Here is a 22396-nt window from a genome sequence, read left to right as displayed (position 1 = left end):
GACGTACGTTGCGCAGCAGTCAGAATCGCAGGGCAGGTGCGGGGCAAGGGTTTTCGGAAGCGTCGCAAACAGGATGTTTGCGCCGCAGCGCCCAGGGATGGGTTCACCGCGGTTCCAAAAACCCTTGCCCCGTGCCTGACCGCCACCGCACGGGAACAGCGCACTGACCGAGGGTGGAGGAATAAGCCCGAGGTACAAATGTCCGCACCTATACCCACACCGATAAGAATCGCCATCAACGGCTACGGCCGCATCGGCCGCAGCGTGCTCCGCGCGCTCTACGAATCCAGTCTGCGCGACCAGCTGCAGATCGTCGCCATCAACGAGCTGGCCGACTGCGCCACCATCGCGCACCTCACCAAATACGACACCGTCCACGGCCGCTTCCACGGTCAGGTCTCCGCGCATAACGACTGCCTGCAGGTCAACGACGACAGCATCGCCGTCACCCACCACCAGAACCTGGAAGACCTCGACTGGCGCAAAACCGGCGTCGACATCGTGCTCGAATGCACCGGCAGCTTCAGCGAACGGGAGCGGGCCGAACTGCACCTGAAGGCCGGCGCGAAAAAAGTCATCTTCTCACAGCCCGCCAGTCGCGACGTCGACGCCACCATCGTCTACGGCGTCAACGACACCACGCTCACCGGCAGCGAAACCATCATCTCCGCCGCCTCCTGCACCACCAACTGCAGCGTGCCCGTCATCGCTGCACTGGAAAAAGCCTTCGGCATCGAAGCCGGCGTCATCACCACCATTCATTCCGCCATGAACGACCAGCCGGTGAACGACGCCTACCACCACACCGACCTGCGCAAAACCCGCTCCGCCATCTCCTCCATCATCCCCGTGGACACCGGACTCGCCCGCGGTATCGAGCGCATACTCCCGGACATGGCTGGCAAATTCGAAGCCCAGGCTATGCGCGTACCCACCGTCAACGTCTCCGCCATCGACCTCTCGGTGCAACTGAAACGGAACGTCACCCAGGCGGAAGTGAACTCCGTGCTGAAAACCGCCGCCGCCAACCAGTTCGCCGGCGTGCTCGGCTACACCGAAGAACCCCTGGCATCCTGCGACTACAACCACGATCCCCGCTCCGGCACCGTCGACGCCAGCCAGACCCGCGTCGCCGGGGGCAAACTGGTCAAGGTGCTGATCTGGTTCGACAACGAATGGGGTTTTGCCAACCGCATGCTGGATGTGGCCAGGCAGCTGATGGCTTGAAGCGGCTTCCGTGAAGATATTTCTGCTGACCCACGAGCGCGAGCTCGACAGGCGCACCAACACCGGGTCATTAGCACTTTCTGTGGCCGGAGGAGCTAACGGGCTGGTTCAGCGTATCGTCTGGAGTCGCACCAGCCCGGATCCGGTGCTGGCCAAGATGGTGGAAAGTGGCGCGGCTGGATTGTTGTATCCGCTATCCGAGGCCGAGGGGAGAGAAATTGAGGTCGCCGAGTGTGACAACTTCATCCTGCTGGACGCCACCTGGCAAGAAGCGCGCAAGATGTTCAATCGCAGCCCCTATCTGAAAGCGGCCCCCCGGGTAAATCTGCGGCCGGAGCAGGGCTCCAGCTACCGCCTGCGGCGCAATCAGAAAAGTGGTGGTCTGTGTACCGCAGAGTGTGTGATTGAAATCCTGCGTGCGAAGGAAGACAGAATACTTGCGGGAAAAATTGAAGAAGCCTTTCTGAAATTTAATATTCAAATGTAACGTGCGCGACGCAGCGAAATAACCGCTATAGGTGCGAGATTAACCGGGCTGCCTGCGGTAACGTTAGTCAGTTTAGTTCATTTGAGTTGGGCATATTGTGTGAATCGAGTCTCAAAACACTGCGTGTAATGGCGTGTAATGCGTCGACCTGTCCCTGTTCCGGTATCTTCTTTGGTAATTCTTACCTGGTATGCCGCAGGGAATATCGATGAACCGAATTCATCAGTTTTTATTTTGTTTCTTGTTTCTTGTTGTTTCCACTATCGCTAATTCAGTTCCCATAAGTGGAACCTTGCTTCCAGTTAAAAGCGTTTCAGTCCCATCGAACGATAACGACGGGAATTATTCGGTTGTTATTGACTCTGCTCCGGAAACGAACCTGGAAGGCTGGATTGAGCTACAGGAGCAAAAGGACGGCGGCAGCTATTCGAGTATTTCAAATTTTATCATTGGCGGCAGCTCTGTAGCGGTTTCAGATCGCTATACAGCGGTATATCGTTACCGTGCCAAGCGCTGTCTAGGATTTGAGAATACTCGGTGCACCGCTTGGGTTTATTCTGGCAACGTTTCGGTAGTCCGTACTCCCGGTCGGCCAACGGCGCCATCTTCTGGTGCGAAAAGCACTAATGGAGCTATCAATGTCACCTGGAGTAAGCCCGCTGGCGTTGTGAGCGATTACGACCTGCAAAAGCGTCTCGGGAGCGGTTCCTGGACATCTGCTGGCAGCGATTTAACAGGTACGAGTAAATCCCTGACGGGTTTGAGTAACGGAAACTGGACATTCCGTGTGCGCGCTTGTGATGAGTACAGTGGAACCTGTTCTACCTATTCACCCGCCAGCGGAATCAATTACGTCCGCTATAAGCCTTCTACCCCAATTTCGCCGTCTTCCGGAGTAAAAAGCACCAGCGGCAGTGTTCCAGTAAGCTGGTCCAAGCCCAGTGGTTCAGTGACCTACTACGACCTGCAGAAACGCTTGGGTAGCGGTAGCTGGAGCAATGCCATAACTGGTACTTCTTCGACAAATGGTTCGCCGTCTCTCACCGATGGGAACTGGACCTTTAGGGTTCGCGCCTGCAACGGGTACAGCTGGGCGTGTTCCGGTTATTCAGCGGGGAGCGGTATTAATTATGTGCGGCGCCCGCCATCAACACCGGCGGCGCCGAGCCCGGCAGCACACAATACCAGCGGCAGTGTGCCTGTAAGCTGGAGTAAACCGAGTGGCACTGTCTCCTATTATGATCTGCAAAAGCGCCTGGATGCCGGTTCCTGGTCCAATGCGATTACCGGTACAAGCGCGACCAGCGGGACGCCGGGTAGTTTGGCTGAAGGTAACTGGACATTTAAAGTCCGCGCCTGCAATGAGTTCAGCTGGGCCTGTTCTGCATATTCATCGGTGAGCAGCGTCGGGTATGTTCGGTTTAAACCGTCCGCACCCGTAGCGCCGTCCTCCGGAGCACAGAGTACGAACGGTAGTGTACCGGTTAACTGGTCCAAGCCTAGCGGTTCAGTCGCCTATTACGATCTTCAAAAAAGGTTGGGTGGTGGTAGTTGGTCCAATGCCATTACCGGAACAAGTTCAATCAGTGGAACTCCGTCGTCGCTGGGCGAGGGGGATTGGTCCTTCAGAGTTCGCGCCTGTAATGACTATAGCTGGGCGTGCTCAAGTTATTCACCTGCAAGTGGCATAAACTATGTCCGTTATAAACCAACTATTCCAGCTGCACCTAATCCGGAATCCACAAGTACCACTGGTAGCTTGTCGGTAAGCTGGAGCAAGCCGAGTGGTGCCGTCTCCTACTACGATCTGCAAAAGCGCCTGGATGCTGGCTCCTGGGCCAATGCCATTACCGGTACAAGTTCGACCAGCGGTACACCGGGTAGTTTGGTCGACGGTAACTGGACATTTAAAGTCCGCGCCTGCAATGAGTTCGGCTGGGCCTGTTCCGCATATTCAACGGCTAGCAGTATCGGATACGTGCGACTGAAACCTGCGACACCTCCCGCGCCTGTAGTACCAGCGAATACAACAAACCAGAGTATCACGGCAAATTTCGGTGCTGCCCCGGGAGGTGGAAAATATTACAAGCTACTAAGCAGAAATGGGGCGAGTGGAAGTTTCGCAGAGCATAGCCCCGGCACTCATGTGACATCGGTAACAGCCGTAGCTAGTGGCCTGACGGACGGAAACTGGTATTTCAAAGTCTCATTTTGCAACGAATTTGATTGGGCCTGTACTACCAGCACTGCCAGCAATGCCGTCAATGCACGCAGGTTGCCACAGAGTGTCTCTCTATCAGTTCCCGGTGCGGTTAAAGCCCGGAATAGTTACGAAGTAGATTTTTTGTCTTCTACAATGGTTACCGAGTGGACGTTAAAAGAGCGCAAGGTAGGTACCAGCACTTGGAACACGGCTTATCAGGGCGGTGCGACAAGTAAAAACTTCACCAAAACTGTGCCCGAAGAATCTTGGGAATATCAACTGACCGCCTGTAATACCTCAATTTCCTGTTACACAACGGGTGGGGCATCGATCGATATCACCCCCTGGGTGATTGGGGATATTACAGATGCCCCTCCGACAGCACTTCTGGTTCCGGAAAACGACTCAACTGTCGGTCATTTGAATCCGGGAGTGGCGGTAAACGGTGGTTCTGTCAACCTTTCAATTCCCCTTGTATTACCTCCGGGCCGGGCGCGGTTTCAGCCCAAGGTCAGCCTCGAATACAACAGTACGGGTGGAAATGGCTTGCTTGGAGTGGGGGGTAGTATTGCAGCCGGTGGCGCCATAAGCCGTTGTGCGGATATCTATGACCTGGAAGGAACCGGCGGCAGTGTCACTGACGATACGGAAGACAAGCTCTGCCTCAACGGCGAACGCCTGGTGCTTGCGAACAGCAGTAGTAGTTATGGTATTAGTGGTGCCGTCTACTACCCGGAAACCAAACCGCAGCTGAAGGTTACGCAATCTGGCACTCTGGCTTCAGCCTCCTTTACCGCCGAGCACAGCAACGGCACTGTGGACTACTACGGCAATCACTCAAACAGTCTCATTACGCGCAATGGTGTGCGTATTACCTGGAAGTTGCGCAAAAGCCAGGATTTGCATAACAACAGCATTACTTATGAATACCTGGCAATCGAAGGAGATTCTCTCCTTCGCAATATCTACTACACAGGTAACGGTGATATTTTGGGTAACCGTCGCGTATTTTTCGGCTATGGGCCCCGTGATGATATTCAGGTGAGCTACCGTAACGGCAGTCGTAAGAAGATCGATCAGCGCTTGACACTGGTGCAGACGTATATTGGTAGTGTTCGAGTCCGGGATTACGAGATCGCCTATCATCCAAATACGACGCTTTCCAAACTGAAGGGGGTAACGCCGTGTGGTTGGAATAGTGCTGGTACAGAGCGTCGCTGCTACAAGGAAACATATTTTGAGTGGGACAATTGGCAGTCTGGGATTTCCAGTACGCCGCTCAAAGCTGTGCCTTTTACCAGCACTGTGTTCAGTGGTTGGGATGAAGGTATCGGTGCCAATTTCGATTACGATGGCGATGGAACGCCGGATTTGGTTTATAGCGAGGGGCACGACGGGTTTGTAAGATTGTCGACGACTGGTAGCGCGGAAAAATTGCCGTTTGCGAGCAAAATGGACGGTGGGAGCTACAATCAATCCGAAAGTTTTTCCAATAGCGGAATTGACTTTAATGGTGATGGAAGGATGGATCATGCACAGTTGGGGAGCAGCATACGCTTTGCAAGTTGGGATGGAGAGCAATTTGTAACGATCGCGAGCAATGCTGATTCCGAGTGTATTGACTGGCCATACAATGATAACCCTAATGACCCGTTGATGAACAAGTTTCGTACTTGCTCCGCATACTCCTTGGATCTAAATGGTGATGGTATTCAGGACCTCATTACGACGTATCAAACGGATCGATACAGTGTCACGTTGAAGTTTTTTCGGGGTGGCGGGAATGGAAGCTTCACTTATCTTGGTAGTAGTGATTCTTTATCCATAGATAGTCCTCTGGTTATTACCGATTTCGACGGCGATGGTCGTCAAGAGCTTTTTGGTCGGGACGAAGGCCTAATCAATTACAATGATAGTAAGACGCTTGTCATTTCTACCAATTGGGATGGCGATGATTTCCAGTCGATCAGTGTTGATGATGCGGGTGTGCAGGTAAGTAATTCTTATACGCCTGTATATTTTGATGCGAATCAGGATGGTTTGCTGGATGTCTTGGAGTTTGTTGCGGGCGATTTTGAATGGCGCTTGCGGATTAACACCGGCGGGGACCTGACTTCGGTAAATTACTTTGTAGGTTGGAATGATAGACTTCAGCAGTCGTCGGTTATACCGTCAACCGGCACACCCGTTACGAGATTTTTGCACAGCTATATCCGTACGGTGGATTATAACAGGGATGGTGTAACCGACCTGGTAATCCCGGGAGATATCGTTTATCCCTACGGTTGCGCCATTCCCTGTGTCGGGGATGTAGACAACCTTAAGGATAAGTTGGACCTCTATTCGTGGAAGATCGTATTTGGTAATAAGGATGACAAGGGAATCATCTCGTACGGAAATGAAACCGCACTTCCTGTGATCGCCCCGCTCACAGACCTGAATATCTTTGATTACAATGGTGACGGCTATGCGGATTTTGTAACCCGTTTCGGGCGTAAGTTAAATGGGGATATCGCCATGACCGGCCCCTACGCCAACCAACCCGGTATTTATGTTTACTACAACCAGAACAGCAATACCGATCAGGTTTCCTCGGTTACCACGGGCCTGGGCGTAAAACACGAATTTGATTACGCCATGTTGCACAGTGATGATGATTTCTACTCCGTCACCAGCACCGTGCAGCCTTTCCCCAATATCAATGGCAGCACCAATTCCAATGCGGTTAAGGAATACCGCACAAGTGATGGCCTGGGTGGTCTGACTAAAACCACGTTCGGTTACAAGGATGCGCTGTTCAACCTACAGGGAAGGGGGCACCAGGGCTTCAGGGAGATCACCGAGCGCAAATACGCCTCCGCTTCCGACAGCCAGTCCTATGCGGAAGTGGTGACAACGTTCGCGCAGGAATTCCCGCAATCCGGATCTGTCCTCACCCAGGTAACCAAGGTGCGCAACAGCAGTGGAGAGCTGGTTACAACAGGTTCCTTGGTCAATAATCTGACAACCGTCGAGGGTCAATTGGCCGCCACCAAATTTGTCTACGCCGAAACCTCGACAACAGAAAAGTCCGAGCTGGATGGCAGCCCTATCAGCACAGAGTCGGTCACTCGAGTGCATAACTACCTGGGGCTGCTCACAGGCGAGACGGTGACCGTTAGCGATGCTGCCGGTGATGTGACTAAAACCGTTACCAAAGACAACAGCTTCACCCTGGATACATCTGTCTGGTGGTTCAAGCTGGACAGCAGCTCAGAGCGCAATCAGATCACCTATACCGTTGTGCCTCAACTGCCGGACGACGCGCTGGCCGATGTCACCGTTACCAAAACGTTTGAATACACCGACGCCAGCACCCGCCAGCCTACCAAGGTGACCAAGACCAGCAGCGATACGTCGCTCAACCTGATCACCACCAATCGTTACTCGGGTCCATACAAGCAGCTGGATAGGGTTACCCTCACCAGTAATGGTGCCGGCAACACCGCGATTGAGGGCAGCCGCTGGACCGGGATGGGTTACTCTACGGATGGGTACTTTGTAACCAAAACCTACAACAGCGCTTGGGGTCTGACGGTGGCCGCCAACGATGCCACCTATGATACGCGCACTGGTCAACCGCTGACGCAGACCGATGCAAACGGCCATACCACCACCAACCAGTACGATCACTTCGGCCAACTGATCGAAAGCGACGCCCCCGGTGTGCCTGTACAGAAGCTGTCGCGTCAGTTGTGCAGTGCCGGCTGCCCGGTCGCTGCCACCAGCCGCAAGGCAGTTTACTTCGAAATTGCTGCCCAGGCCGGCGCTCCGTTGAACGTGAGCTATTACGATGTGTTGGGCCGAGAGGTTTACCGTGAGACCGAAGGTGCCAACGGTACCATCGTTCAGTGGCAGAGTTATGATAGCCGGGGCCGGGTCACACAAGTGGCCGATCCCCACTACGTCAGTGCCACAAACGGCTACGGTATCGTCGACTTCACCGAGTTCGATGGGCTCAATCGTCCCATCGCCAAAACGGTGCAGCGCCTGCCCATCAGTTATGATGTGGCTTACGACTACAGTGGCCTGGGCACCGATATCACTGTTACCCCGAATGCGCTTGGCCCGGTACTGATGATGGCAAGCCGCAGCAGTGTGCTGGGCCAGCCCCTGTATCATCAGGATGCCAAGGGGCAGCATACCTATTTCCGCTACGACGCCCTGGGCAATGTCGCCATGATTCAGGACGTTGCCGGTAACGCTATAACCGCGACCTACAACGGCTTCGGGCACAAACTTGGCCTCAGTGACCCGAATATGGGCAACTGGCAGTTTTCCTACAACGCGCTCGGCGAGCTGCGCTGGCAGAAAGATGCAAAAAGCCAGGTTACTACGTTCAACTACGATGCCCTCGGACGATTGAGGCATCAGTACCCGGGGTCCGATGCCGCGCATCACTTCCAGTTTGATGCGAGCGCCTACGGCACGCTAGATCGGGAATACACCGGATCCAGCACAAATCCTGCCTTTGAGCGTATATACGAATACGACAGTCTGCAGCGCGAGATCGCCCGCACCACCCAGATTGACGGCCGTGTCTTCGTCCAGAAAACTGCCTGGGATACGAATTACGGTCGCATTAAAGGGCTGAGCTATCCCGGCGGCACCATCGTTGAAACGCGTTACGACGAAACTGGGCGTGTGGCTGAGGACTGGGATTTCGCTGCCGGTATCAAACTGCGCAGTGTGGATAACCGCAGTGCCACCGAGGCAATCCTCCAGCAAAGCTTTGCCAATGCGTTGATCGAGGAGACTAATTACAACGCCGCCGGCCTGATCGAACAGCGTTGCGTCAGTAGCCTGATTGGCAACTGTTCGAAATCCAAGCTGATTTACGACGAGTACGATAGCTACGGGAATCTGAATCACAGGGAAAATGCCATTGCAGGGGTAGAGGAAAGCTTCACCTACGACAATTTGCACCGCCTTACCCAGTCCAGTCGCAGCTGGAACGGATATGTGCCGACAACCCTGCACAGCACGGTTGATTACGACTACGACGCCGCCGGCAACCTGCTGTACAAGACCGACTTTTCCAGCGGCAGCCTCAGTGCGTACCAGTATGGTGATGCCAGTCGATCCACGGGTAATGCCGGCCCCAATGCGGTCACTCAGGTCCAGCTTAAAGATCTGTCAACCAGATCCTATGCATACGACCTGAACGGCAACCTCACGGCCGATGGGCTCCGAAGCATCAGTTACGGTGTCAATAACAAACCCAGGTCCATCAGCCACAGCAACGGCAACAGTGCGACCTTCTACTACGGTTCCGACAACAGCCGCTACAAGCAGGTCGCGACCAACGGCAGCGCCACGACCACCCGCTACTACCTGGGTGCCTACGAGTACGAGCAGACCGTGCAGGGGGGCAATACCACGGTTGTGGAGCGCACCGCGGTCGGCGATTTTGCCCAGTATCGTACGCAGACGCTGAATGGCTCGGCAGAGTTCACCGGTTGGGAGTTCCTGCACAAAGATCACCTCGGTTCTATCGAGAGCGTCAGCGATATCGCGGGTGCAATCAAGGAACGCCGCGGTTTCGATCCGTTCGGCAAGGCGCGGGATCTCCGTGAGGATGACAGCAATGGCGGCCTGCTGGGGCGCGCTACCACCAAAAGGGGCTTTACCGATCACGAGCACCTGGATGGGGTGGAGCTGATTCATATGAATGGGCGGGCTTATGATTACAATCTGGGCCGGTTCCTGTCGGTGGACCCGTTTATCTCGATGCCGGAGAATAGTCAGGCGTATAATCCGTATTCTTATGTTATGAATAATCCGTTGAGGTATACGGATCCGACGGGGTATTTGGTCAACTTACCAGAAACCAATATCTCGGTGAGCGATGAAACAGCACGGGATGTGCAATCGCAAATAGACAATTGCAATTCCAGTAGGTGCGGCGGGGTTGCGGTCACGCTGAGTGATGGAACCATAGTTGTTTACCTAAAAGGTAACGGCAATGGTGGGGGAAAAATCGGTGCGGTTGCGGTAAATTCACCTCGTGAACGTACGGACAGAAATGGCGCTAATAGTGTTGCCAGTGGGCAGAGTAGCGAAGAGAAGCACCTTGGGATCTTGTCGCGCGAAACTGCTAGTGGAGCCCAAGAGGGTTTGACTGTGAGCAGTAGTCTCATTGCCCTTGGCACCGCGGAAGCTAAGATGCTTCAGGAGTCAAATCAAGTTCTTTTGGATGGTGATCGAGTTCGTTCTTTGCATTATTACGGTAACCAATTTGATTCAGCCGAACTTGTAAAGGCAGCTAAAGAAGGGCAGCTAAAATTAGTTAGAATATCCCAGGCTGCCGGTGGCGCAGGTTATGTTCTAACAGCAGTAAATATATCTACCGATGCGTACCAGTTCAGAACTGGCGAGTTATCCACTGGCCGATATGTATATCGACACACAGGAAATACTATTGCAATTGGTTTGGCTGTTGTGGGAAGTGGTGGCTGGGCTGCTGTCGTAGGACTTGGATTTTTCGGGGGTGAGAAACTCTACGATCATGCTATTGTTCCTGGTGCAAGAGTTGTTCGCCAAGAAGTGCGAAAAATGGATCAAGTCATAGAGCGAGGCAATGGTGCCGAATTGGTTACTTTTGGCCGAGAGTTAAATTTAAATAATTTATTTGGAGGGGATAGGTAAGATGAGAATATTCTCTCTAAATGGAATGAATCAATTTAGTCATGTTTGGCCACTGTTTATCTATGGAAGCGTCTTTTTAATTATTCCTTTGGTTTTTGATGCTAGATTTGGAGCAGAAAGTCTTAGGTTTGCGATGTCGGCTGCAACCGTTGCTTTTCTTGTAGTTTTCATTCCTCATATGGCTATTCATGCTCGTTATTTGGTTTTAAGTCGTGGGGTGTCGATTGGGTTTTATAGCGGTCAGGTAAAGATTGAACATGGCGGTATCACTGACTTGTATTCGAAAAATGACATTTCAAAGGTCGAAATAGCAATTTCTAAGGCACGAGATTCTGGTCTAATACAGTGGTTTCCTTGGGATGGCTATTCGTATGCTGTTATTACACTGAAAACTGGTTATAAAATACTAATTACTAGCTTAGTCGTTCCTCATCTTGAGATGGAGTTGAATTTCCTAAAGCCAGAAAAACATATTTTAACGATTTGTTGGCCGCCGAAATTGGTATAACTCTTCTGGGCAGAGTAATGAAAGCTTAGATTCTGGCAATTATTTGAATGATTACCGGGCTGATGGGCAGTTAGGACCTGATAGGTTTACTGAAAAGCAGCAAACTGAAATCCGCTCTGAAATTGGTTTGGCTATGGAAGGGGCCGCCAAAGGTTTTGATAGCGAAGGGGCTGGCCTGGAATACGCATACGAAAATATTTTTTCAATCGCTAACAAATACGATATTGAAATAAGTTTCAACTATAGGCTTGACGGAGAAAAGTGGTATTTAAGTAATGCTGGTACGCTTTTCTATAACAATGCCAGTAGCCCAAGGGACATTCATACGCACCAAACCAGCAATTTCTGGAGTGCGGAAGATATGTATAAGAATAAAGCCTGGAAGCATAACCGGTATTTAATGAACGACACGGGTATTTATAGGTTTAGAGGACCTGATTGGCGGTCTGACTGGTATGCGGCGAAGAATGCGGGTCGCCCGCTACCATCCTCAAACGATTACCATGCAAAGTATGGTGGCAATGACAGGTGGGCAAAAGTTTATGTTAGATAGGTTTGTGCCGGGTGCAACTCGTGATAAAGGTTTCTTAAAAAGTGGATTTTTATTTGTTGCCATTACTTTGGCTACAAAATCTGTTGCTAATGAACCTTACCCCATAGATTGGAGATTTTTATCCATTGAGGCATATCACGAAAGCCTTGGAAATATAGAAGTCAAGGCAAAAGAAACAGATGATAAGAAATTAAGGCTTTGGGTTGACTCTGGTCTTTCAAGTGGGCTTTTGTCTGAGAAAATCACGGAAGGCATAGTAAACCCGAACATTCGATCTTTATCGATACAGGTAACGGAACCAATAGAAAAGGCGAGTGTGTCAGAGTTTTCCGTTTGCCTTTGGTATGGGGATCAAGCCAGAATTAATGTAGGTACAGATGATCAGCCTAAATACAGATGGCAGCAAAACCAGGTTACATTTGTATTTGGCAAGGATGGGGTGAGCCGGAAGGTATACCGCAATACGGACGTGCTCAAAATCTCTTCGTGTAATCCCGGATGAGATTTACCAAAACTACCAAAGCCCCGGCAGAGCAATCTGCCGGGGCTTTGTCGTTATAGACTCTCAAGCCTGCTTCTTGAGCTTGGCATTCTCGATAAACGTATCGATCACCTGAATCACCTGCCGCTTGGTGGCGGCGTCCAACTTCTCAATCTGCTGCATCCGCCGCAGCAATCTGGAATCCGGCTGGCTGACCTTCTTCACCGGCTTGACGCCGAGCAGCTCGTCCGTGCTGACCTTGAGGGCCTGAGCCAAGTCTACCAGCAGGTTGGCCGGTGGGTGTTCGCTCTCGGTCTCGTAATAGGCGATGACCCGCCGCGTCGCGCCGATCTCCTCGGCCAGTTCCTTCTGGGTATAGCCGGCAGCCTTGCGCAACTGCGCCAGGCGCTTGCCAAAGTCGGCCAGGTTCTCGTTAAATATTGGGGTCAGAGTAAAATATTGTCACCGTATCGCACATAGATAGATTTAAAACCCTCTAATCTCGTTGCTGTGATTTCAAGGAGGAAATCATGGCAAGACTACCCCGCCTGACGCCAGCCGGTATTCCGCAGCACCTGATTCAGAGAGGGAATAATCGGCAAGTGTGTTTCTGTTGTGAGGACGACTTTGTTGCTTATGCCGGCTGGCTAAGGGAATACTCGCAGCAGCACCGAGTTAAGATTCATGCCTGGGTGTTTATGACCAATCACGTGCATCTGTTGGCGACACCGGAAACCGATGATGGGATAGCACGGATGATGCAATCGCTTGGTCGAATGTATGTTCGCTACTTCAATCGTACCTACAGGCGGACCGGTACGCTTTGGGAAGGGCGCTACAGGTCATGCCTGGTGCAGTCGGAAACCTACCTTCTGGAATGCTACCGCTATATAGAGCTCAACCCGGTTCGAGCCGGTATGGTGCATCACCCTTCAGATTATTTCTGGTCTAGTTATTCCGCGAATGCCTTGGGGAAATCTTCTTCGATACTGACAGCCCATCCCGAGTATTTGAAGTTGGGACGATACCCGAAGCAGCGACGAGCGCGTTATCGGGCACTATTTGATGCGCATTTGGAGCGGCCTACTGTGGATGAGATAACAGCCGCTACGAATAAGGGGCTCGCGCTTGGTTCCAGCAGTTTCAAGGAGCAAGTTGAACAGATGTTCAATCGGAGAGTCACTGAAGGTAAGGTCGGTCGACCTCGATTAGCGGGTGGGTAGCTAATTCGACCGAAGCATATGACGCTATAGATTTACTCTGACCCCAAATACATGTAACGCCATAAATCTTGGCAGTAAGGGAATGACCTGTAGTGGCACACTGACCCCAAATAACCTAGTTAGCGAGAGAGCGGAAAAATCTTATGTCCGCTCGAACGGCTAGTAGCTGGGTTTAAGCGTGACCGTCTTGATTTCCTCTTCCACTTTTTTGTGGAACCAGGCCGGGCCTACCCAGGAGTAGAGGACCAGTGCCAGCCAGGCATAGTTTACCAGCGAGGCCCACTGGCCGTTTCCGGTATCCTCCAGCACCTGGGAGGTCAGCTGAAATATCAGGTAGCCTACCACCAGCAGCAGGGTTGTACGGGTCCCCTCTCCGGCGGCAATCCATGAATTGAGGCGGAACCAGAGACCGAAAAGGACGCTTTTTCGGGCCTTGATCGATGACAGAAGATAGAGCGCCTGTTCGTCACTGGCATCCATCTGCAGAGCCCAGATTGCGTGCTCCCGGGCCTCTTCTACCCTGTTTTCCCGCAGCAGAATATGTCCCATCAATACCAGTGATTCCTGATGTTGAGGCTCAATTGCCAGGGCGTTTTCGGCGTGGTGCTTGGCCTCTTTCAGATCGCCGCCACTCAGATGCCATTGTCCCAAAGCGGCAATTGTATCCGTATCCTCCGGTTCCAGCTCCAGCGCTTTTAGAAGGTTTTCCAGTGCCGCTGGTCGCTGTCCGAGAAGTGACTGGACCTGGGCCAGTGCAAGGTATGCGGCTGCAAACTCCGGGTCCAGAGCCAGACAATTCCGGTAGCTGTCAGCCGCTTTTTTCAATTGCATCTTCGCCGTTAAGCTCAAGCCGAGAGCGTAGTGTGCGAAGGGGTCCTCCGGTTCCATACTCAGACCAGTACACGCTTCATGGTGTGCGGCAGCCAGGCGCCGCGCCGAGACCAGATTGACGGCCAGGTAGCTGTGTAGATAGCCGTTGTCTGGCTCAATCGACAGCGCTTCACGCAGTGTGTCAATTGCCGAATTCACGTCGCCGTAATTGGATTGGCGGTGCGCTTTTTCGATCAGTCTGGCAACGGCATTGTTTATCGGGTCCATAGTGACACCCCGTTTATCACTGCCGTAAGCACTGCCAGTTGGAATTTACTACCAACAAAATAGCCGGCTAGCAGTATGGGAATGCCGTTCAGGGCCTTTCCGCCGAAATACTCAAAAAGTTCATAGGCGGCGCTCTGTCGGAGGTATACGTAGTAGCTGGGAATTAGCGAAAACCCCACCAATAGGATACGGGTGTACTGATGGGTAAGTCCCTCGAACACCTGCAGGTTGATCAGAAAGCTCATCGCAAAGAGCAACAGGAAGTAGCCCACAAAACCACATAGAATGGCGAACAGCTCTCGCAGCCGCGTCGGGCTGCCCAGGGCCAAACTGTTGATTAACGACCAAACCCAGCTAAAGAATGCACCTCCGAACATGAATCCCAGTAGTGGCCAGAAGGGATTCACTGCCAATCGCGTTAACGCACCGGGCCGCGGCTCATCAATAATCTGGTACATGGTCGCGCTGTGGCTAGCCATCGTTATTTCCTGTTTATTTTCCGTGTTTCTTGAGGAAACCGAGTACTTCGTTGTACTGGCCGGCCTCATTGGCGTAGCGCGCATAGTTTCGTGCAGTCGTCAGCCATTCCACAGTAGTCGGCTTCACTTGCTTCAAGGCTTGCAGCAAGTGCGTATTGCAGAGTGACTGCTCGGAACCCGATTCAATTGACTCGTCAATGGCTTCATCGACTGCAGATTCCACAAGATTGGCAAGGTCCGCCCCGGAAAATCCCGAGGTTAATTTCGCTATCTTGGCGACATCAATAGTCTCGCCCCCCGGACGCCCGAATAATTGGCTTTTTAGAATCTCTGTTCTGGCCTCGGCATCAGGTGGAGGCACGAACTGTATGCGATCGAAACGTCCCGGACGCCGGAAGGCCGGGTCCAGCGCCCAGGGCACGTTCGTGGCCGCCAGAACCAACACGCCGTGATTATCCTGGGCGAAGCCGTCCAATTCTGCCAGGAACTGGCTTACCAGTTTGGAGGATGTGGCCTCCCTGGTGTGCTCACGCTTGGCGGCGAGGGCTTCCACTTCATCAAAAAAAATGACTGCCGGGCTGCTGCGACGTGCTTGCTCAAAGACAGCGTGCAGCTTGCTTTCTGACTCGCCGATATACATGTCCAGGATATCGGAGATAACCACATTGAAGAAAGCGGCGTTGCACTCTCCGGCGGTAGCTCTGGCTAGCATGGTTTTTCCGCACCCCGGTGGTCCATACAGCAGAATGCCACCGCCAATTTTTTTGCGAAATTTAGAAAATAGTGACGGTTTTTGATACGGGAGAATAATTTTTTTATTGATTTGCTTTTTGACAACTTCCAGTCCACCAATATCAGAAAATGTAATCGCTTCACTTTCTGGCTGTAATATGCGGTTCAACTCAGTTGCGGTGGTATTGTCGTTGGAAATTACCCTGAGCCTGGACCCGTTATGGGTTTCAATGCTGCGGGCATTCAGCTGCGCAGCCAGTTGAGGATCTTCCAGTGTGGAGTTGAGCCCGGTTGCGGCGGCATAAGCGGATTTGGCTTCATTCATATCGCCCATTTTTGCAAGGATTCGGGCGCGCTCCAGCAACACATGGCAGTTGTTTGATACGAGAAAGTCCAGTGCGTGTTGATCCTTGCCGAGTTTCTGCATGACCTCTGCGGCGAGTAATTGCTCCTCATCCGCTAGCTGCTCACCGGTCAGGGAGTCCAGATAGCCAGCTGCGGTATTAATGGAGTTTGCAGCCGTCAGTGCCCGCACTAGCGCCATACGTAGCGCGAGGTTATCCGGTGACGCGGAAAGAGCCGTTTCCAAACCGCGAATAAGGGTTTCATCCATGGTGCGAATCCAGGTCTGCCGATATATTGGTCGTTTCAGATGTGCTGCGCTCGGTGCGGTGGTGGCGAATTAGCGCGCAGCAGGTAAGGTAGCCAGTAAATATGGTTAAGAACACAACAATGCTGGCCGTAACTGGCAAAGTATCTGCGTGCCCTGTTACAAAAGCAGGAAAGCCTGCCGCGAATAGTGCGTGTAGACCGTCTCGGCCATAAAGGTGAATGCGCATTTTTTATTCTTTGTATGGAGACTGCCCCATACCATTATTTTATGTATACACTTCGTATACAAAATGTCTGGATTTCGCATGGGGCAATATTTAGCTCGCTGGAATTTAGCATAGAATACTGAGGTTGCCCAAGTTCAAGTGTTGACTGTCGGGTGTGTGACAGGTGATTCCATGGGGCTTGGGCTAATTTTGGTTTTGCGCCTTTTTAACAATATCTGGAGAAGAGAAATGAGAAAGCTGTTCTTACTGGTGGCCCTGCTGGCAATAGCGTTACCCGGCTTTGCGCTGGAAGTGGGCAAGCCGGCTCCCGAGTTTTCCCTCACCGCGTCGGATGGCAAAACCTATTCCCTGGCGGATTTCCGCGGCAAGCAGGCGGTGGTTATCGCCTGGTACCCGAAAGCCTTTACCAAGGGCTGCACCATCGAGTGCAAGTCGCTGGCGGAAAAGGGGCATCTGATTCGCGAATATGATGTGGCCTATTTTATGGCCAGCACCGATGAAGTGGAGGTGAACGAGAAGTTTGCCAAGCAGTACAAGGCCGATTTCCCACTGCTGAGCGATCCGGGTGGTGAGGTGGCTGCAGCCTACGATGTGAAGATGCCGCTGTTGAATGTGGCCAAGCGGGTAACCATCTATATCGGCAAGGACGGCAATGTGCTGAAGGTGGACAGTGATATCAAGCCCGCCACCAGCGCGGAAGATATCGCCAGCACCCTGGGCGAGCTGGGTGTTGCGAAAAAATAGCTCTGCCGGGACCCCAAAAAAACGGCCGCTGGTAGCGGCCGAACCCTTGGGGGGTACTTCTAGGGGGTCTTCCTCTAGGGGGGTAGAGAAAATGTCGATCTGAAGCAATCCTCCTGATTGCTCGGCCGGTATCTCAATCCAGCTCGATCAGGTCAAAATCCTTCAGTTCCGGGATGTCCTGCTGCAGGTCGGTTTCGATGGTGTCCATTACCGTCAGGTTGTGGCACAGGTTTTCCGCCCGAGACTCCAGGTGTTCCGCACGCGCCTCCAGGATCTCCTCGGCAGCTTCTGCGGCTTGTTCCGCGTCGCGTTCGATACTGGCACCGCCAGTGAATACTGCTTTTAATGCGTGCCAGGTGATGGTGCCGGCGGATTCCAGTGCGATCTTTTCAATCCGCGGTTCCAGTTCCCGCTCCACGATCTCCTCGATGGTGCGCTCTATGTCCTCTCCCGCTTCCTCGTCCCAGTTATCGCCCAGTACGTAAACGCCTTCCTGAGCCTGCAGACGCTCGCGGGTAGCCAGGCGCATTTCATCCGCCGCCTGGCGGAATTCCACCGCATCCGGGTGGTCGGCGCCGGCAAGGGTGGTGAGGGCGATGCCCACACCTTCCATGGCGATATCCACTGCGTCGATGGCGATGCGGGTAATGTCACGCCCGGACTGCAACAGGCCTGCGTGATACGCCTCCAATTGGTTCTGCTGCGCTGCATTCAGGGGCACTACGCGGTCGTTGACCTGCAGTTCCCGGGGCTTGTTTGCGTCGTAGCGCAGGGTTTGTTTGTCGTCGTCGTGCATCACCTCGAAGAATTCTGCACTCACACGGGTGTTGTGGTTCAGGTCCAGCGAGCACTGGCTGTTCTCGTCGGTGGTCAGGTTGATCTCCGCGGCAGTGGCCGCTATCGGTGCCGCCAATGTCAGGGCTGAGAAGAGAAGCAAGGCTTGTTTCATAGGGTTGTCTACAAATTTTCTGTATCGATATGGCTGTGACGCCGCCGCTTCGGGCTTTGGATGCACCTTGCTGAAAAAAGTTTTCCAGGGGCCGCAGTGGGGGGCGGTTGGAGAGCTGGCACACTTATTGCTCCCTACCCAGTAACGCAGTCGCGGTTTCTCTGCAGCAAAAGCACCCGAAGTACTAAAGACATATTACCTGCGAACCCTCGTGGAGCGCAGTACGGGACGCTTTTGCCTGAAAAAAATAATGGTTATGGCAATTGTTCAAAGACGAGTGGGGAAGAGTATGAAGCGTAAAGCTCTGAGTTGTGCTGTGATGGCGGTTATCGCCGGAACTATGGTTGCGCCGGTATTACCGGCAGTGGCGGAGGAAATTGAAGAGGTTGCGGTGACCGGCGTGCGGGGCAAGCCGCGCTCGGTATCCGACTCACCGGTACCGGTGGACGTGTTCGGCAGCGAGGCGCTGGAATCGGTTTCCTATACCGATACCAACGATGTGCTCAAAACCCTGGTGCCTTCCTATAATGTGACCCGTCAGCCGATCAGTGACGGCGGCACCTTTATCCGCCCGGCGCAGTTGCGTGGCATGCCCACCGACAAAACCCTGGTACTGGTGAACTCCAAACGGCGTCACCGCGCTGCACTGGTGCAGATCGGCGGTTCCGGAACCCAGGGGCCGGATATCGCCACCATTCCCAGCTCGGCGCTGAAATCTGTCGAGGTGCTGCGCGATGGTGCGGCTGCCCAGTACGGTTCCGATGCCATTGCCGGCGTAATCAACTTCATCCTCAAGGACAATGCCGAGGGGGGTTCCTTCAGTGTGCGCACCGGCGAGTACAGTGAGGGCGACGGTTTCCAGACCACCGCTACCGGTAACGTGGGTATGCCGCTGGGCAGCGACGGCTTCCTGAGCATTTCCGGCGAAGTGTCGCAGGCCGACTTTACTTCCCGTGCGGAACAGTACTGCGGCAGCTGGTTCTGTCTCGACAAAGACAATCCCATTTACGACAGTGAAGCCTGGTATGCGGCCTATACCGAAGATCCCGACTTTATGGCCGCGACCCAGAATGCATCGCTCGAAGGCGATGTGGTGCAGCCCTGGGGGCAGCCCAATTCCGAGGCGGCGCGTATCTTCTTCAACGCCGGCTATGACCTCGGTGATGGAATGGAGTTGTACGCATTCGGTAACTACTCCGAAAGCGAGGCGGATGGCGGCTTCTATTACCGCTATCCGAATAACGGCACCATCGAGGACCTGCGCACGGAAGACGGTTCCATCTACAACCCGCTGGAAAAATTCCCCGGCGGCTTTACCCCGCGTTTCAGTGGTGAAGTGACCGATACCTCCTTCGCGACCGGACTCAAGGGCGAAATGACTTCCGGGCTCACCTATGACTTGAGTGCCCGTTACGGTCTCTCTGAAATCGCCTACTCGCTGGCCAATACCGTCAACCCCTCCATGGGCCCCGACAGCCCGACCTCATTCAAGCCGGGTACCCTGGCCAATGAGGAAATGCAGCTGCAGGCGGATTTCTCCAAGGAACTGCAGATGGGCCTGAACAGCCCGGTGATCGCCGCCTTCGGCCTCAGCTATATGGATGAATCCTATGAGTTGACCGGCGGTGACCCGGCATCGTTCGAGGCGGGCCCCTATGCCACCCAGGACCCCTGGGGCTTCTGTAACGCCGACGGTACCGCCACCAGCGCGGGGATGGCGGCAATCGCCGGAGGCTCCAGCCTCGACTGTGCCAACGCCGACGATCCGGTGTATACCGTGGTGGGTGTGGGCTCCAACGGCTTCCCCGGCTATTCTCCGGAATACAGCGGTAACTATTCGCGCGACTCCTACGCGGTCTACGGTGACCTGAGTACAGACCTGACCGACCAGCTGTTTGTACAGGGCGCGGTGCGCTACGAAGACTACTCCGATTTCGACTCGGAACTGGTAGGCAAGCTGGCGATGCAGTACGACATTACCGATGCCATCGGCATGCGCGCATCCGTTGGTACCGGTTTCCGCGCACCAACACCGGGCCAGCAGGGCACCACCAACGTTTCCACCCGCCTGCCCAATGGCTTCCCGGTAGCGACCGGTCTGTTCCCGGCCAGCAGTGACGTGGCGCAAGCCCTGGGGGCGGAAGCGCTGAAGCCGGAAACCTCCACAAACTTTACTTTCGGCTTTACCGCGGACTTCGACAAGCTGAGCATGACGGTAGACTTCTACCGCATCGATGTGGACGACCGCACCTACGCCATCTCTACCCTGGATGTATCCGCGGACAGTGGCAGCGGTGCCGCCTACGACAACTACCTGGCGCTGGTTGGTGCCGGTGTGGTCGGTGCCGAATCCATCGGTGGGGTTTTCTACTTCACCAATGCCTTCGATACCACCACCGAGGGTGTGGACGTGGTAGCGACTTACCCGCTGGCCTGGTCCGACACTCAGGTAACCAATATCACCGCGTCACTGAACTACAACAAGTCCGAGTTTGCCTCCGATCCCAGTGAATACCTGAATGAGGAAGACCAGTACGACTTCGAAAACTTCCAGCCGAAACTGCGTGGCGCAGTGACTGCCATGCACGAAATCGGGCCGGTTGCACTGATGGCGCGCGCCAACTGGTATGGCAGCTACGAGAACTTCGACGCTGGCAATGTACAGGAGTTTGATCCGGTTGTGCAGGTGGACCTGGAGGGTAAATACCACATTACCGAGTCCACCAATGTCAGCCTCGGTGGCCGCAATATCTTCGACGAGTATCCGGAACTGGACCAGCTCGGTGACTATTGCTGTGGCGCCCGCTACCCGTCCGATACCGTGGTTGATTGGCAGGGCAGTTTCTACTACATGAGTCTGAACCACAATTTCTAATGACCCCTGATAAACACCTATAGAGGTCTTCTACAAAAATTGATCCCCGCTCTGCGGGGATTTTTTTGCCTGTGTCACCGGTGGCCTTGTATAGGATGTCAGGTAAATTTCGGATACAAAAAAGGCCAGCAGAGCTGGCCAGTTGGAGCGACTACAACGGAAATTGAAGTTCGAATTCAGCTCATTCTGTGCAGTACCTTGGGCAGTGCGGAAGTGTACTTCTCCACATCTTCCAGGTAGCCCATGCTTACCCGCGACCAGTTGGTGTAATCGCGGTAGATACCACGGATCAGTACGTTTTCTTTTTCCATCTCTGCGCGGAAGGTTTCCGCATTGAGATCGCCGAGGTTGACGAACATAAAGTTGGTTACGGAGGGTAGTGCAGTCAGCCCGTTTTCCTTGACCGCCGCGGAAACCATTTCCCGGGCTTCCTTGACCTTGGCGCGGCTGTAATCCATGAACTTGTGGTCTTCATAGCTGGCGATGGCGCCGGCGAGACCCGCCTGGTTGAGGCCGTACCAGCCAATGCCGTAGCGCTGCATTTCCTGGATCTTTTCCGGCTGGGCGATCAGATAGCCCACGCGCATACCAGCGAGGCCGTAAATCTTGGAGAAGGTGCGCGCGACGATGACGTCATGTCCCTGTTTTATCAGGGGGATAACCGAGTTGGCGTCGCCGTTATCGGTCAGCTCGTTATAGGCCTCATCCGCAAGTACGGTGCACTTTTTTGACGCCTTGATACAGAAATTGCGCATCGCCACCGGGTCAATCAGCATGCCGGTCGGGTTGTTGGGGTTGGTGACCTGCACCATGGAGACCGAGTCGTCGATCGCCGCGTACATGGCATCGAGATCGATGGCGAGGGAGTCCAGTTTCGGCAGACGTTTGATCTCGCCGATATTCTGGACTTCTACCACCTTGGCGGTGGTATCCCAGAACAGATCGGGACCCAGGATACTGCCCTTGTGTGCTGCCACAATGGCGGCAGCTACCAGCCCGGCACTGGAGCCGGAGCCCAGCGCAATGTGGTCCGGTGTCAGGCCGTGGCGTTCGGCGATCATGGTTTTCAGGCGCATCACACTGTCGTATACGTAATACGCGCCTTTTTGGCTGGCCTGCATCATCGCCTTGAGGGCGGCAGGGCTGGGGCCGTAGGGGTTTTCGTTGGCGTTCAGTTTGGCCACGCCGGGGGGCGGCCCATACAGGGGCGTCGGGCGCACCATTTCCTTCGCGGATACAGATGCAGCCGCACCCATGGCGGCAGCGGAAAATGCTGCGGTTGTCCCCTGCAGGAACAACCTTCTACTCATT

General features: G+C 53.7%; 15 protein-coding genes. 9 read left to right on the top strand and 6 right to left on the bottom strand.

Going from position 1 to position 22396, the window contains the following annotated elements; translation table 11 throughout:
* Window positions 1-198: 198 nt before the first annotated feature.
* The 6 genes from gap to QZ511_RS02830 all read left to right on the top strand — a co-directional run bounded on the left by gap (window position 199) and on the right by QZ511_RS02830 (window position 12167).
* The gene (gene gap, locus QZ511_RS02855; RefSeq protein WP_295798648.1) at window positions 199-1227 is read left to right on the top strand and encodes a type I glyceraldehyde-3-phosphate dehydrogenase; all 1029 of its coding nucleotides are present in this window, start codon (window positions 199-201) and stop codon (window positions 1225-1227) included.
* Window positions 1228-1237: 10 nt separating this feature from the next.
* The gene (locus QZ511_RS02850; protein WP_295798644.1) at window positions 1238-1714 is read left to right on the top strand and encodes a DTW domain-containing protein; all 477 of its coding nucleotides are present in this window, start codon (window positions 1238-1240) and stop codon (window positions 1712-1714) included.
* A gap of 208 nt (window positions 1715-1922) precedes the next feature.
* Window positions 1923-10604, top strand: coding sequence for an RHS repeat-associated core domain-containing protein (locus tag QZ511_RS02845; RefSeq protein ID WP_295798640.1), 8682 nt, complete (start codon window positions 1923-1925; stop codon window positions 10602-10604).
* 1 nt (window position 10605) lies between these two features.
* Window positions 10606-11112, top strand: a complete 507-nt coding sequence (locus QZ511_RS02840) for a hypothetical protein (RefSeq protein WP_295798638.1) — start codon at window positions 10606-10608, stop codon at window positions 11110-11112.
* Window positions 11113-11155: 43 nt separating this feature from the next.
* Window positions 11156-11665 (top strand): hypothetical protein, encoded by a 510-nt coding sequence (locus QZ511_RS02835; RefSeq protein WP_295798635.1) that lies wholly within the window; start codon window positions 11156-11158, stop codon window positions 11663-11665.
* On the top strand, window positions 11616-12167 hold the full coding sequence (locus tag QZ511_RS02830; RefSeq protein WP_295798634.1) for a hypothetical protein: 552 nt from the start codon (window positions 11616-11618) through the stop codon (window positions 12165-12167). Before QZ511_RS02835 ends, QZ511_RS02830 begins: the two co-directional genes overlap by 50 nt.
* A gap of 63 nt (window positions 12168-12230) precedes the next feature.
* On the opposite strand, the gene QZ511_RS02825 is transcribed toward QZ511_RS02830, so the two are convergent.
* The gene (locus tag QZ511_RS02825) at window positions 12231-12572 is read right to left on the bottom strand and encodes a helix-turn-helix transcriptional regulator (RefSeq protein ID WP_295798706.1); all 342 of its coding nucleotides are present in this window, start codon (window positions 12570-12572) and stop codon (window positions 12231-12233) included.
* A gap of 104 nt (window positions 12573-12676) precedes the next feature.
* Between QZ511_RS02825 and QZ511_RS02820 the strand changes: the two genes are divergently transcribed.
* A complete protein-coding gene (locus QZ511_RS02820) occupies window positions 12677-13369 on the top strand; it encodes a transposase (RefSeq protein WP_295798632.1) in 693 nt (230 codons plus the stop codon).
* A 159-nt stretch (window positions 13370-13528) separates the two neighbouring features.
* Here the strand turns inward: QZ511_RS02820 and QZ511_RS02815 are convergent, their stop codons facing one another.
* From QZ511_RS02815 to QZ511_RS02805, 3 genes are read right to left on the bottom strand one after another with little or no spacing between them, the layout of a single operon-like run.
* Complete coding sequence (locus tag QZ511_RS02815) at window positions 13529-14467, bottom strand: tetratricopeptide repeat protein (RefSeq protein WP_295798629.1); 939 nt, start codon at window positions 14465-14467, stop codon at window positions 13529-13531.
* The gene (locus QZ511_RS02810) at window positions 14455-14946 is read right to left on the bottom strand and encodes a hypothetical protein (RefSeq protein WP_295798627.1); all 492 of its coding nucleotides are present in this window, start codon (window positions 14944-14946) and stop codon (window positions 14455-14457) included. Before QZ511_RS02810 ends, QZ511_RS02815 begins: the two co-directional genes overlap by 13 nt.
* Window positions 14947-14959: 13 nt before the next feature.
* Window positions 14960-16291: an ATP-binding protein gene (locus QZ511_RS02805; protein WP_295798623.1), complete on the bottom strand. Its 1332-nt coding sequence runs from the start codon at window positions 16289-16291 to the stop codon at window positions 14960-14962.
* A 454-nt stretch (window positions 16292-16745) separates the two neighbouring features.
* Between QZ511_RS02805 and QZ511_RS02800 the strand changes: the two genes are divergently transcribed.
* Complete coding sequence (locus QZ511_RS02800; protein WP_295798620.1) at window positions 16746-17261, top strand: peroxiredoxin; 516 nt, start codon at window positions 16746-16748, stop codon at window positions 17259-17261.
* Window positions 17262-17394: 133 nt separating this feature from the next.
* Here QZ511_RS02800 and QZ511_RS02795 read toward each other — a convergent pair whose 3' ends face one another.
* Window positions 17395-18210: a DUF2884 family protein gene (locus tag QZ511_RS02795; protein ID WP_295798618.1), complete on the bottom strand. Its 816-nt coding sequence runs from the start codon at window positions 18208-18210 to the stop codon at window positions 17395-17397.
* 289 nt (window positions 18211-18499) lie between these two features.
* On the opposite strand from QZ511_RS02795, the gene QZ511_RS02790 reads away from it, so the two are divergent.
* Complete coding sequence (locus QZ511_RS02790; protein ID WP_295798615.1) at window positions 18500-21085, top strand: TonB-dependent siderophore receptor; 2586 nt, start codon at window positions 18500-18502, stop codon at window positions 21083-21085.
* 176 nt (window positions 21086-21261) lie between these two features.
* Here the strand turns inward: QZ511_RS02790 and QZ511_RS02785 are convergent, their stop codons facing one another.
* Window positions 21262-22395: a histidinol-phosphate transaminase gene (locus QZ511_RS02785; RefSeq protein WP_295798613.1), complete on the bottom strand. Its 1134-nt coding sequence runs from the start codon at window positions 22393-22395 to the stop codon at window positions 21262-21264.
* Between the last annotated feature and the right edge of the window lies 1 nt (window position 22396).

The organism is uncultured Microbulbifer sp. (genome assembly GCF_913055755.1).
In the GTDB taxonomy this organism is placed as follows: Bacteria; Pseudomonadota; Gammaproteobacteria; order Pseudomonadales; family Cellvibrionaceae; genus Microbulbifer.
This window is presented reverse-complemented; position numbering and strand designations above follow the sequence as displayed.